The organism is Chroococcidiopsis sp. SAG 2025 (assembly GCF_032860985.1).
GTDB lineage: Bacteria > Cyanobacteriota > Cyanobacteriia > Cyanobacteriales > Chroococcidiopsidaceae > Chroococcidiopsis.
This window is the reverse complement of record NZ_JAOCNC010000011.1, coordinates 1-12,133: the sequence shown is the minus strand read 5'-3', so window position 1 is coordinate 12,133 and position 12,133 is coordinate 1. Positions and strand designations below refer to the sequence as shown.

At 46.2% G+C, this 12,133-nt stretch carries 12 protein-coding genes; 6 read left to right on the top strand and 6 right to left on the bottom strand.

Annotated features, from left to right (window positions below):
* Positions 1-363: 363 nt before the first annotated feature.
* Complete coding sequence (locus N4J56_RS40335; protein ID WP_317112671.1) at positions 364-837, top strand: hypothetical protein; 474 nt, start codon at positions 364-366, stop codon at positions 835-837.
* 108 nt (positions 838-945) lie between these two features.
* On the opposite strand, the gene N4J56_RS40330 is transcribed toward N4J56_RS40335, so the two are convergent.
* Positions 946-1,539 (bottom strand): type IV toxin-antitoxin system AbiEi family antitoxin domain-containing protein, encoded by a 594-nt coding sequence (locus tag N4J56_RS40330; protein ID WP_317112669.1) that lies wholly within the window; start codon positions 1,537-1,539, stop codon positions 946-948.
* Between the two features lie 325 nt (positions 1,540-1,864).
* On the opposite strand from N4J56_RS40330, the gene N4J56_RS40325 reads away from it, so the two are divergent.
* Positions 1,865-2,839 carry a site-specific integrase gene (locus N4J56_RS40325; RefSeq protein WP_317112667.1) on the top strand — a complete coding sequence of 325 codons (975 nt, stop codon included), beginning with the start codon at positions 1,865-1,867 and terminating at the stop codon, positions 2,837-2,839.
* A gap of 214 nt (positions 2,840-3,053) precedes the next feature.
* A complete protein-coding gene (locus N4J56_RS40320) occupies positions 3,054-3,536 on the top strand; it encodes a hypothetical protein (protein ID WP_317112665.1) in 483 nt (160 codons plus the stop codon).
* On the opposite strand, the gene N4J56_RS40315 is transcribed toward N4J56_RS40320, so the two are convergent.
* Together N4J56_RS40315 and tnpA are read right to left on the bottom strand one after the other, a co-directional pair.
* Complete coding sequence (locus N4J56_RS40315; RefSeq protein WP_317112664.1) at positions 3,513-4,028, bottom strand: hypothetical protein; 516 nt, start codon at positions 4,026-4,028, stop codon at positions 3,513-3,515. The genes N4J56_RS40320 and N4J56_RS40315 overlap by 24 nt on opposite strands.
* A 93-nt stretch (positions 4,029-4,121) precedes the next feature.
* On the bottom strand, positions 4,122-4,523 hold the full coding sequence (tnpA, locus tag N4J56_RS40310; RefSeq protein WP_317112711.1) for an IS200/IS605 family transposase: 402 nt from the start codon (positions 4,521-4,523) through the stop codon (positions 4,122-4,124).
* 56 nt (positions 4,524-4,579) lie between these two features.
* On the opposite strand from tnpA, the gene N4J56_RS40305 reads away from it, so the two are divergent.
* The 3 genes from N4J56_RS40305 to N4J56_RS40295 all read left to right on the top strand — a co-directional run bounded on the left by N4J56_RS40305 (position 4,580) and on the right by N4J56_RS40295 (position 7,437).
* Positions 4,580-5,920, top strand: coding sequence for a transposase (locus N4J56_RS40305; protein ID WP_317112663.1), 1,341 nt, complete (start codon positions 4,580-4,582; stop codon positions 5,918-5,920).
* 345 nt (positions 5,921-6,265) lie between these two features.
* The gene (locus N4J56_RS40300) at positions 6,266-7,015 is read left to right on the top strand and encodes a ParA family protein (RefSeq protein WP_410500880.1); all 750 of its coding nucleotides are present in this window, start codon (positions 6,266-6,268) and stop codon (positions 7,013-7,015) included.
* A 2-nt stretch (positions 7,016-7,017) separates the two neighbouring features.
* A complete protein-coding gene (locus N4J56_RS40295; RefSeq protein ID WP_317112661.1) occupies positions 7,018-7,437 on the top strand; it encodes a hypothetical protein in 420 nt (139 codons plus the stop codon).
* A gap of 156 nt (positions 7,438-7,593) precedes the next feature.
* On the opposite strand, the gene N4J56_RS40290 is transcribed toward N4J56_RS40295, so the two are convergent.
* The 3 genes from N4J56_RS40290 to N4J56_RS40280 form a co-directional block, all read right to left on the bottom strand.
* Positions 7,594-8,385: a peptidylprolyl isomerase gene (locus N4J56_RS40290; RefSeq protein ID WP_317112660.1), complete on the bottom strand. Its 792-nt coding sequence runs from the start codon at positions 8,383-8,385 to the stop codon at positions 7,594-7,596.
* Positions 8,386-8,421: 36 nt separating this feature from the next.
* Positions 8,422-9,843, bottom strand: a complete 1,422-nt coding sequence (locus N4J56_RS40285; protein WP_317112659.1) for an HlyD family efflux transporter periplasmic adaptor subunit — start codon at positions 9,841-9,843, stop codon at positions 8,422-8,424.
* A 19-nt stretch (positions 9,844-9,862) separates the two neighbouring features.
* On the bottom strand, positions 9,863-12,133 hold a 2,271-nt coding region (locus N4J56_RS40280), incomplete at its 5' end, for a peptidase domain-containing ABC transporter (protein WP_317112658.1).

The window sequence follows — 12,133 nt, the reverse complement described above, 5'->3', positions numbered from 1 at the left end:
GCAACTGAGTCCTGCTATTTTTCCATTCCAGTTTTAAAACCAGTTTGGAGTTAGTCAATTAATCTAAAGCGGCTGCCAAAACCCAGCAGCAATCTCAGGACAACTCAAAAATTCCGGAAAATTCAGTTCGGATAGAAATGGAGCGGTTCTGTTGCCACTCTATTTCATTAGAAGCGATTTGCTATGCGTAATAGTTAGTTGGAAATTAGAGATATGTCTTCTTACCAAAAAAAATTCAAAGGCAAAATAGCGAGACTTCAGGTAGTTTCCAGTAATATACTAGTAGTTCCCTTTCCAATAATTCACTCTTTTTTTTCCCAGGAGATAGCAGCTGAGGGCAGCTATAGAGGTGACGTTCCTTTGATGTTTCTCTTTCCCAACTCTAAACGGGGAGAAGCTACGCCAGAGGCGATACAAGAGCTGTTTGCGGATCTGCAAAAAGTCAGAGATCGCCAGCCACCTACCATCGTAGATTTTGCTGAGACTGGAATTTATGTGGATGTTGGTCTAATTGATATCCCAGTATTTTTCCAAGGCGACGAGTCAGATATCTTCTACCTAATGAAGACTAACGGTCAGGTTTTTTTTCAAGAGAATTTAAAACAACTCGATTTAGTTCTAGGAGAAAAATGCCTAAAATATATGTCAACAAGAAGCGAACGAATTGTCACGATAATGGCGCTTCAGTGTTATGCTCCCGATCGGACTTTTCAGCTAAAGTATCACAATGTTATTTTTAATTTAACCAAGAATGGTAGCGAACTGAGCTATCTAAACGTGCGTTTATTCCTATCGGAGTTAGCAAGAGATGGAAGAATTCTCTCTTTAGTAGGTTGACGCTGCTTTGTGCGTATTCGTTCCGGCTGAATCTACAGTGAAACTGGTAGAAAGAGCGCCAGTCTGACATGGGAAGCCAACTCTGGTATAGTGTCACTTCCTCGATCGTTACAGCGATTCCAGATAAGGGCGAATTACATTCTGCACTCGGCATATCTTGGCATAGTGCCAGAGTTCGTCCATCGTGCAGCGTCGTTGCTGCCAACAAGACCGCAGCGCTTCAAGAGCAACATCAAGACCTATTTTGTGGCGATACTTAAAGCAGTCTGCAACCGTTTTGGCAAGACAGTACACTCGCACTGGCACTCCTTCAATGGAGTGTGACTCAATCCCAGCGTATAGTGCTTGACCGGACATATAAACAATTCGTAGAGGCAGAATAGCCTCCTTGGGAGAACGTGCTTTTTGGTCTATAGCCAGCCAAATTTCAAAAGGCGCTTGAGTCGTCAATTCGTGAAAGCTAAGTGCAGAGAGCAGACAAATAACTCCATGAGGAACTCGTTTAGCCGCCTCGACCAGGCTATGCTTCTCCGTAATCTCAGCGTCAGCATAAGTATAAATTCCCCGTCCAGACCGAATCAGCAATCCTTGCTGTTCCAGACGCTTGAGATACTGACGATGGATTCCTTTTGCCTCCGCATCTTTGGCGGCGATCGCGCCTACCTCACGGGCAAGCTCCAGTAGAAGCTGTGTCTTTGACATACGAAGATCGAGCGTCAGGAATGCCGAGCGTTTTGTGATAAAATGTTGGTATTTATTTACATCTACCAACAGATTAACACATGACTCGACGAAATCCACTTGTTTTGTGACACAACTAACGGTAATTATTTAGATTAACTAACGGTTTATCACTTGATTATGAGTTAGGGTGCGTTCGACTCAACCCCAGACTCTTGGTTACAGTTGCAATCCTAGAAAGTAACGCGGTTGGAATTGCAGAAGCGATCGCGCACCATACTCCCGCGATCGCCCCTTAAATGTGACAATAAGTTTTAGTCTCTAGAATTGATCTTCCAAAGACTAAATGCCCAAAATAGATCGCGCTGCTGATGCTGCCCGACTGAAGTTACTCGCGCCCGTGCCAGCAACTCTTCATCCGGCAGCGGTGTACTTGGCTTCTTTGAGTGAGGGGTCGCAGCCGACAATGCGCCATGCCCTGGACGCGATCGCGTCAATGCTGACTGGTGGTGAATGCGACGCGCTGACATTAGACTGGTCTAAGCTGCGCTATCAGCATACGGCGGCAGTTCGGGCGAGTTTGGTGCAGGGGTTGGCTCCGGCGACGGCGAAAAAAATGGTTTGTGCCTTGCGGCGAGTGCTCAAAGAAGCGGCTCGATTGGGGTTGATGGGCTATGAGGATTATGCCCGTGCTGTAGACTTACCTCGGATTGACACGCCGCCGCAAAAACTCAAAGGTCGCGCTCTCGCTACAGATGAGATTGCCTTGTTGATGGATGCGTGTGAGTCAGAAGCTAGAACTATAGGTATTAGGGATGCGGCAATCTTGGCTATCCTGCGCGGTGGCGGGTTGCGTCGGGAAGAATTGGCGCAGCTAGAACTTAAAGATTATAACCCGATTCTGGGCGAACTGGAGATCCGCTCTGGCAAAAGAAAGTCCTACAGAAAGGTTTATTTACCAGTGGAGGCAGTCGCCATAGTGGAAGAGTGGCTGGAGATTCGCTCTCGCCAACCAGGGGCGCTGATAACTCCGGTGCGTAAAGGGGGGAAAGTGGAACTGCGGCACATGTCAGGAGATGCGGTGCTGAAGATAGTCAAAAGGCGAGGGAGAAAGGCTGGGGTAGCAGAATTCTCGCCCCACGACTTCCGCCGGACGTTCTGCTCGGAGCTGCTGGATGATAACGATGTCGTCACGGTGCAGAAACTAGCCGGTCATGCAACGCCTGTTACGACTGCCAAATACGATCGCCGAGGCGAGGAGACAAAGCGAAAGGCGGTAGAAAGGTTGTCAATTCCTCGCCACCAACGAACGACGCAATAGCTGCACGCTGACTGCCGGAAACCTTGAGATTTCTTATTCACCTTTGACCACCCTCTTGATGGTGGCATTCAATATATCTATATATATAGATCTGCTGCCAAAATCTAGCTCCTGGTATGCTGGAATAGCACACTTAAAGCTAGACTTGGCATACTAAGCGCAAAGGAGTAGGCTGGAAGAGTAGCACGAATCAAGCACAAAGATAGCATACCTAATGGCGACCAACAATATTCGAGTTGTAGGCTACCTGCCACCCCTGTATCACGAAAAGTTGCGCGAGTACATGCAATCCCAATCGCTAACTGAAAGTGCGGCGATTGTTGCGATCGTCAAGCAGTTCTTCGATGGCGAGAGCGGGAGCGAACGAGTCGCGAGCGAAGAATTAGGTGAAGCGACTGCCCCATTAAAAGCCCAAATAGCCCTGATTGAGAGGCGCTTGGCGGTTTTGGAGTCGGCTTTCGTGTCAAGTCAGCGATCCAAGAGTGCTAGAAGAGCGCCCTATCAGTATGGTCCACCACCCGTACTACCTCCCCAAGACATTACCCAGTTGGCGCGAAGGCTAGGGGTAAGCGCGGCTACGCTTGAAGAAGCAGCTCAAAAAGGTGAAGATGAATTCAGGGATTGGAGTAGGCGAAGGGACCCAGCTCAAAGAAGTTGGCACAAGAAGGGGGAACTATTTCACCCAAATTCCGATTGATGCCAATCCTTTTTCTTCCAGGCGGCAGCGCTCTTCGTCAGCTTCCATCTTCAGCAGTTCTCGCTCGGTTTCGCAATAGCGCACGATTTCCACAACAGCATCAACGGGCAGAGAGAAGTTCGCCGCTGTCTCAACAAGGGAAAGCTCGTTGGCGAGCATATCCTGCCAAACGGTAGAAGCGAGTAACCGCCGACCTTTCACGTACAGTTGTCGCCGCCAAGGGTGAGGGCGTTCGACCAAATACTTCCACTGCGCCCAATTAGGAGGCTGAAGACCTGGAATGACTAATTCAACTTGCTCGTCTGGTTTGAGCAAAGCCACCTTGAACCCTTTCTGGGTGTACTCCTTGAGCGCGGACAGCACGGAAACAGCACGAAGTATAGTTTCTTTGGCGCTGGCAGCACCGATTGCTGATCGCAGCCACTCGATCTGTGCCTCTTGCTCTGGCGTGACATTGAAGTTTTGCCTTTTCGTCTCTCCTGCCTGTGTCATCTGGTGTCTGCCCCAGTCATCTACTTTATGTGAGTATATTTTGAGCCAAAATCCGCCGCTAACTACGCTTCTGTACGAAGTACGAAGCGGTAGTTAGCGGCGGTCAAGATCTTTATCTGCTTTCCCCTGATTTTGAATATAAGAAATCAGCACATCAATACTGGCGCTTGCACCGACAGAAATGATGGTAGAGCCATCATTCCAAAACTCACCACCCCAAAGATGCTGTTGTAGATAGTCACCGTACTCTTTACGCATATGCCGAGAGGATACGGATTTAATGTTTTTGATGAAGTTGACTAAATTTAGTCCTGGATGCCCATCAAACAAGACGTGGATGTGGTCGCCTTCACCCCCTAACTCGATAGGTTCACACTCCCACTTTACTAGCAGGGTAACAAGGATTTGTTTTAACCTATCCTGCATTTCAACGGTCAAGATATCCTTTCTGTACTTCAATGTCAGAATCAAATGATAGCACAACCGAAAAGTCATGTGGTTTCTTAACTTTAGCCTCAACTTTTTATCTTGATTCATTGTACGATTGATATATGACTAATTCAATTGTACGCATAGACCGATGGCAGTTAAACCCGACTCCAGAACAGTTAAATTATCTGGAGGCGACGGTTGGCGAATATCGCTCGTTCTGCAAAGCTCTGTCCTATGTGGTTATGGGTCACTGGACAGAAATTGTGGATTCCCCAAGTCGTTGTGCGGCAGTTGAAAAGCTCATTCATAAGACTAGTAGCAACCCAAATCCTAAATACCAGTATTTCCAAAAACGGTTTTATAAGTTCCCGTCTTACCTGCGCCGAGCAGCGATTGAATTTGTCTTGGGACAGGTTTCCTCATTCCTGACTCGCTACTATGATTGGCAGTCTGGCAATCGCAAACGGAAAGATGCATTACCCCCAAGATTTAACCCAGAAGCGGGATGTTACCCAGCTCTGTATCGTGGGCAGTGTGTCAAGTTCGATCTTTGGTTGACTGTTGCCCAAATCAAGGTATGGAATGGCTCTGATTGGATTTGGATAGACGTTCAAATCATGCAAGTCAGAAAGCGTCATTTATTGGCGCATAGCAAGAGTTTGTCACCATCACTGATTGTCAGAAATGGTAAGGCTCACCTGTCTGTACCTTTCAAGTTGCACCCGTCTAAATTAGGAGGAAAATTAGTCTGTGCGGTAGACGTGGGGATCAACACAACTGCGACTGCTACTATTGTTAGTAGCGACGGCACTGTAATCTCTCGTGCATTCTTTCATCGAGGGGGAGACATAGACCGTCGCGACAAAGTATTGGGGCAGATTAGACACAAGGCAAAGCTAACCAAGAAACTGCACAAAGGTTTCTGCAAAGGGTTGTATCGACGCGCTAAGGGAATTAACCACAATATGGCGCAGCACATCTCGAAGGAAATCGTGCAATTTGCACACCAGCATGGTGCGTCTGTAATTGTGTTTGAAAACCTGAAAGATTGGAAGCCAAAAGCTGGTAAAAAACGCTCTACCCTCAAGCAACGATTTCACGGTTGGCTGCATCGATTGCTGGTGCAACTAACGGAAAATAAGTTTGTCGAAGTGGGTGGCAAGGTAGAACTAGTTTATCCTCGTGGCACATCCTCTTGGGCGTATGATGGTTCCGGTCAACTCAAGCGCAGTAAATCCAACTACGCATTAGCTACGTTCCAGAGCGGGAAACGCTACAACGCCGACCTTAATGGTAGTCAAAATATTGCAGCCCGATACTGGGCATATAAGCTAAAACTGGCGTACAGAAATGGTCGTCAGTTACTCTCCAGCAAAAGTTCTGGAAGTAAATCGAGAATGCCGATTACCTTGTCTCACCTTTGGAGGGATAAGGACGCTACGCTTCTATCTGCAAGATGAAGCGTAGAGCATTCACTATGACTTACTTACAAAGGAGTCTACAACTTTTAACCGGACAATATGCAGTTTTTCGGAGTTAACTGGCGAGTCACGCTCCTAATATCCCTTTGAAGAGCCGCTCCCGATCGATCCTGTCCCAGCAGCATCTTCATCTGTGCTATGAATCAAGTATCAAAATAGCTTGTTGACAAGTCAGCTTGTTGACAACCCAGAATCTTGACGTGTTGACGTGTTGACGTGTTGACGTGTTGACTTGTTGACTTGTCAAATTGTTAAAAAGTTAACAAGTTAGCTTGTCAGTTGGTTAACTTGCTGGCAAGCTAAAGGGGGTAATTGAATACATTTATGATTACTGCGATCGCCAATCAAAAGGGAGGAGTGGCAAAGACCACCTCAACCATCTCGTTGGGGGGATTGCTGGCACAACAGTTCTCATGCCTTGCCATAGACCTCGACCCCCAAGGGAACTTAACTACTGGGTTGGGCGTGGAAGTATCGGACAACCAACTCACAACCTATGAAGTGATTACAGAGACTGCTGAGATTTTGGATGCAGTTGTAGCAACTAAATCCGGTCTAAATCTGTTGCCTGCTGATATCTCGCTAGCTAAAGGGGAAACAGAACTGCTCGGCAAGGTGGGAAACTTCTACATCCTGAAAGAAAGGCTAGAGCCAGCTAGGGAGAAATTCCAGCACATCCTGATTGATTGCCCTCCCAGCTTAGGATTGTTAACCGTTAACGCTCTTGCTGCTGCCGATACGCTCCTCATTCCCGTCCAGTGTCAGTTTTTTGCCCTCAAAGGATTGGAGGCATTACTGGAGACAGTTGGAAGTGTCAAGAAGCGGCTGAATCCGCGTCTGAAGATTTTAGGTGTATTGCCCACAATGGCAGAAAAAAATACAGTAATGACGCAGGACGTAATCAATACCTTGAAGCAGCAGCTGGAGGGGATTAAAGTCTTTGATCCAGTGCCTAAGTCCGTCAAGTTTGCGGAGTCAAATTTAGCGGGGGAACCAATTCACATCTATGTCGGGTCAGGGAAATTGGTGCAACCTTACCGAGCACTCATCAAACAGATGGTAGCGGAGTCGTAACAATGCCAAGAGAACGTAAGAGTGCGGGCGACAGGATTAACCTACCAAAGACTAAAGCTGATGACTACTTTGATGCGATTGAAGTCAAATCTGGTGACTCCTCAGCAACTCAGCAAGTCAACAAGTTGGCAAGTCAACAAGTTGGCAAGTCAAATAAACAGCTAGCAAGTCAGGATGCTGTCAAGACAACTTCTCAACAAGCTGACAAGTTACAGAAAGCCACATTCAAGTTGAGCCGCTCGGTCTTAGAACAGCTGGACAGGTTGCACTTGCAGTTGCAGCTGGAATTAGGTAAGGCGAATGCACCCTACAAAGAGGTGATTGTCGAAGAAGCAATCTCCCAACTCCTTGAACAGATGCTCGAAGAGCGCGATTCACTCATATCTAGACTACAAGAAAGACAGCAACAAAGTAGGCATTGAGCTGAGATCTGAACGAAAACGGAAATAGTAGTTGAAAAGGTTTGATTGTTCGTTGCCTATCATCTAATACTACAGGTGCAGAGTAGTGGCGATACTCTGCACCTGTACGAGCAAGCATTGACAAAACCCGCTTTTTCAGAATGAGTTTATTTAACTTTAACTAGATGCTACTAAATCGCGAGTTTCTGGGTTCAGAGCTTGCCCGCTATTCGATCTCAAGTCAATTTCAACTTCAAATATTTCTATTTGTTGCTTTAACCATTCGGAAAACAAGTCTGAGATGATTTCTTGGCGCAGCATATTGTCCAATTCTGGTTGAATCAGTTCTTCAACTAGAATTAGGTGTGCTCCTAATGATGTCAGAACTGGTTTAATAATTTGAGGAGGACTAGCTGCAAAAACAGCAGCAGAAATTTCTGGTTTCAGCTTGGTGCGAGATAAAGCTCCTAAATACCCTCCTTTTCGGCGTAGCTCGATATCTTGAATATATTGGCGAGCAACTCCGTGAAAATTAACCTCGCCCTCCTGTATTGCATAGAAGAGTTCCATAGCTAAATCCTCCTCCTCCAGGACCACTTCATACATAACTACCTGGTTATACTCAAGTTGATGCTCGACAAAAAAGGATTCGACTTTATTGGCAAAAAGATGTTGCGCTAACTTTGAGGAAGCGACACTTAATTCAACCAGCTCTTCAAATTCATCTAGAGACAGGCTATGCTTTTGCAGCCATAACCAAGTAGCATCAACACTGCGAAGATTATTCAGTAAACGTAAGTTGTCTGCTGCCTGCTGAAGTTCTTCTGGCTCCACTTCAATACCTTGTTCTTCTTGAGCACGCGCAATAATTTTGCGAGTCAGAATAGCTTCGACGATAGAAGGAGTTTGACAGGAAAGCTTGATTTGCTGAAGAAGTTCTGCTTGGCAAATAGTAATAATTTCTGACATGATACAACTCCTAGTAATTGAGATGAAAGCGATCGCTTAAAGTTCTATACCGCCTTTTTGCAACTTCTTAAACGGATCGAGAATGAAGTCAATTAAACGGCGCTGCCGCACAATTACTTCCGCAGTAGCTGTTTGACCTGCTGTTAAAGCAAGTCGTTTATTTGAGGTTTGAATATAGGTCTGCTCTAACGCAATTTCTAGCTCAAAAGTTTCTACCTTGCCCTGCGGAGTTTCTTCAACTTTCGAGTCAGGTGAAATCCAACGAAGGTGCCCTTGCACCACTCCATAATCTTGGAAGGGATAGGCATCAAATTTAAGCTTGACTAGCTGTCCTACACGCAGAAAACCACTTTCTGGGACAGCCATCTTGGCTTTAAGCATAAGAGAAGTGCCTTTAGGTGCAATCTCAGCAACGATCTGACTTGGTTGCACCACAGCTCCAGCGCTTTGGATGGGCAGATGAAAGACTATACCATCAATTGGCGCATTGACTACACGTTGCTGCAACTGAAATAGCAGAGACTGAATTTGGTTTTTGGTTTGAGCGATTTCCGCTTTTAAGCCTGCAATCTGGGTTTGGATTTCTTTGATTTGTCTCTGACTCTCCATCACTGTTAGTTCGCCTTGACGCAGAATGCTTTGGTAAGTACTCTGCTGTTTTTTGAGTTCAGCTTGGGCTTGTTGTAAATCTGATTGAGCTTTTTGCAGCCGCTGTCTGTTCTCAATCATGGTGCGTTCGGCATCGTTTACTTGGAGAACCGAAATAATGCCTTGCTGTCGCAGACTGCTATAACGTCCGAGAATGTCCCGATCCTTAGCTAAAAGTTCCTGTGTTGAGTTAGATTCTGTTTGATGAAAACTCAATTGTTGCCGAATTTGGTTAATTTGTGCCAACTGTGCTGATGCCTGGGCTTGACTTTGCAGTTGCTGGGTGCGAGCAGTACTCTCTAGTTGTTTTTTCATCAGTTCCAGCAGTGGCAGCCGATCTCGTTGACCTTCTAACCTGGCTTGAGCTTGTTGGAGTTCAGAAAGCACTTCCTCTGACTCCAGCACCAGTAAACTTTGCCCTCTCCGTACTAGTTGACCTTCTTTGATCTTAATTGCAGATACTTTTCCGGCAACAGGTGCATCCAGCCTAATAGTTTTACCTTGAGGCTCAAGTCGCCCTCTGGCACTACCTGTCTCGTCTACTTTGGATAGCATCGCCCAAGGTAAGACAATCGCTGCAAAGACGACTAGCCAGTACAGCAATCCGCGTGTCCAAACTCGTGGCAACGTATCAATCAGTTCCTTGGTTAAGGAAGACCAGTCATCGCTAACAGATTCAGAGGATTTTAACTCAGTTGATGATGTTTGATTGGGTTTGTTAATGTCCAGCAGCTCTTGGGATAAACCTTGGCTACTAGGGTAGTGACCGTTTTGACTGAGCCGGTCTTGTGTATTTAATGGTTTTGGCATGATTGCTTAACGATTATCTTCAGCCTGCTATAGTCAGTTGTTGCTGGTTAAGGTAGAAGTAGTGACCGCGTTTAGCCATTAATTCATCGTGAGTGCCACTTTCAACTAAAATGCCTTTATCTAGCACCAGAATTAGATCGGCATTGCGTACCGTGGAGAGACGATGTGCGATTACCAGGGTTGTCCTGTCTTGAAGAATGGTGTTGAGGTTAGTCTGAATAATCCGCTCTGATTCAGCATCAAGGCTACTAGTCGCTTCATCTAAAATCAGCAATCGGGGATTTCCTAGCAGGGCACGAGCGATCGCGATTCTCTGTCGTTGTCCGCCAGAGAGCATTCCTCCGCCCTCTCCAATTTGGGTTTCGTAGCCCATCGGTAGTTCCTTAATGAACTGATGCGCTCCTGCTTGTTGGGCTGCTTCAATAATGTCTTCCAATGTGGCTTCTGGATGACCGACACTAATGTTTTCTCGAATCGTACCGCCAAACAGAAAGGTATCTTGATCGACTACGCCAATTTGCTGCCTAAGCGATCGCAATGCCAAGCTGGTGACATCATAGCCATCGATCAAAATCTTCCCAACAGTTGGAGGATAGAGACCCAAAAGCAGCTTGGAAATGGTTGTTTTCCCAGAACCACTGCGCCCAACCAGCGCTACTATTTGTCCTGGCTGCACTTCAAAACTAATATTTTCCAGGGTGTTGACATCGCTTTCTGGGTGGTAGCGGAAAGTGACTTGTTCAAAGCGAATATGACCATGAATTGGTGGTAGAAATTGACGAGCCTGGTGTTGCAAGTCTTCTTCTGGCTCAGCGTCAATCACGTCATTGATGCGCTCAACGGCAATAATCACTTCCTGTAACTCATTCCACAGCACGGTTAGTCGCTGAAAGGGATTAATTACATTTCCTAGCAACATATTGAAAGCAACTAACTGCCCAATAGTCAGTTCGTTTTGAATCACTTGCCACGCTCCAAACCACAGTAATGCTGTAGTTACTAGTGTTTCGATAGTTAAGCTAAAAGTCTGGAGCGTGTTGCCAATTACCTGTCCAGAAAAGGTCTTTTTAATCGACTTGCCAAAGAGTTCCTCCCACTTCCAGCGCACTGTCTGCTCAACCGCCATAGATTTGACTGTACGAATGCCACTCAGGGATTGAATCAGATAGCCAGTCTCTTCGTTATTGGCAGCAAATATCTCACGCGAGACTCGTTGCAAAAAAGGCGTAGCAATTAGCGCCAGTAAGACAAAGGGTGGCACAATCACTAATGTTAGCAGTGCCATCTTCCAGCTGTACCAGAACATCAGTCCCATATAAACAAAAACTGTCAGTAAATCAAGAAAGATTGACAGTGCTTCACCTGTAATGAACTGCTGAATCTTAAGATTTTCCTGCACGCGGGAGATGATGTCTCCGACGTAACGGGACTCGAAATAGCTCAAGGGCAACCGGAAAGTATGGCTAATAAAACCGACAATCAGCGCTAGATCTACTCGGTTAGCCGTATGGTCTAGAAGGTATTCCCGCAGTGTAGTCAGGGCGATTTGGAACAAGCCAAAGATTAGTAATCCTAACCCTATGGCTGTTAAAGTCAGATTACTACGCTGTACGACGACACGATCCAACAGCAATTGAGTAAACAACGGCGTAATCAGTCCAAAGATTTGGATCAAGATAGAGGTAACAAATACTTCCAGCAATACGAGCCGATGGGGTTTTACCAACTCAAAGAATTGCCAGAAGGATTGTTTAGCTTCATCAGCATCTTTCAGTAAGGCTGTGGGCTGGAGTAACAATGTATAACCAGTCCAACCAGCTTTAAATTGTGCATGAGTCAGGCTACGCTGACCAATAGCAGGATCGGCTGCAATGACGCGATCGCTCGTTACTTCATAAACTACGATGTAGTGCCTTCCTTCCCAGTGGACAATGGCAGGCAAGCTTTGTTCGGCAAGTTTGTTGAGGCTGGCTTTTATAGGTCGAGTCGTAAACCCAATGCTTTCTGCTGCTGCTGCTAGACCTCGCAGCGACGCACCATTGCGGTCAACATTGGCAATTTCTCGCAGTCGATTGACGCTAAAGCGTTTTCCCCAGTAGCGGCTCACCATGACTAAGCAGGCAGCACCGCAGTCAGAGGCACTCTGTTGTTCAAAAAATGGATAGCGCCGAGTGAATCGCTGCCACAAATGACCAGCTTGTAATGTGGGGCTGGGGAAGTAAGCCTTACTAATCTTTTTCTGGTTTTTTCGGTTAACAACTGGCTCTTTAGAAGAATGAAGGGGGATTCT

Excerpts from the sequence above, each read along its gene's own strand:
- N4J56_RS40320 (WP_317112665.1), top strand. The coding sequence starts at position 3,054 with ATGGCGACCAACAATATTCGAGTTGTAGGCTACCTGCCACCCCTGTAT.
- N4J56_RS40285 (WP_317112659.1), bottom strand. The coding sequence starts at position 9,843 with ATGCCAAAACCATTAAATACACAAGACCGGCTCAGTCAAAACGGTCAC.
- N4J56_RS40295 (WP_317112661.1), top strand. The coding sequence starts at position 7,018 with ATGCCAAGAGAACGTAAGAGTGCGGGCGACAGGATTAACCTACCAAAG.
- N4J56_RS40300 (WP_410500880.1), top strand. The coding sequence starts at position 6,266 with ATGATTACTGCGATCGCCAATCAAAAGGGAGGAGTGGCAAAGACCACC.
- N4J56_RS40330 (WP_317112669.1), bottom strand. The coding sequence starts at position 1,539 with ATGTCAAAGACACAGCTTCTACTGGAGCTTGCCCGTGAGGTAGGCGCG.
- N4J56_RS40315 (WP_317112664.1), bottom strand. The coding sequence starts at position 4,028 with ATGACACAGGCAGGAGAGACGAAAAGGCAAAACTTCAATGTCACGCCA.
- tnpA (WP_317112711.1), bottom strand. The coding sequence starts at position 4,523 with ATGACTTTTCGGTTGTGCTATCATTTGATTCTGACATTGAAGTACAGA.
- N4J56_RS40335 (WP_317112671.1), top strand. The coding sequence starts at position 364 with ATGTTTCTCTTTCCCAACTCTAAACGGGGAGAAGCTACGCCAGAGGCG.
- N4J56_RS40290 (WP_317112660.1), bottom strand. The coding sequence starts at position 8,385 with ATGTCAGAAATTATTACTATTTGCCAAGCAGAACTTCTTCAGCAAATC.
- N4J56_RS40305 (WP_317112663.1), top strand. The coding sequence starts at position 4,580 with ATGACTAATTCAATTGTACGCATAGACCGATGGCAGTTAAACCCGACT.
- N4J56_RS40325 (WP_317112667.1), top strand. The coding sequence starts at position 1,865 with ATGCCCAAAATAGATCGCGCTGCTGATGCTGCCCGACTGAAGTTACTC.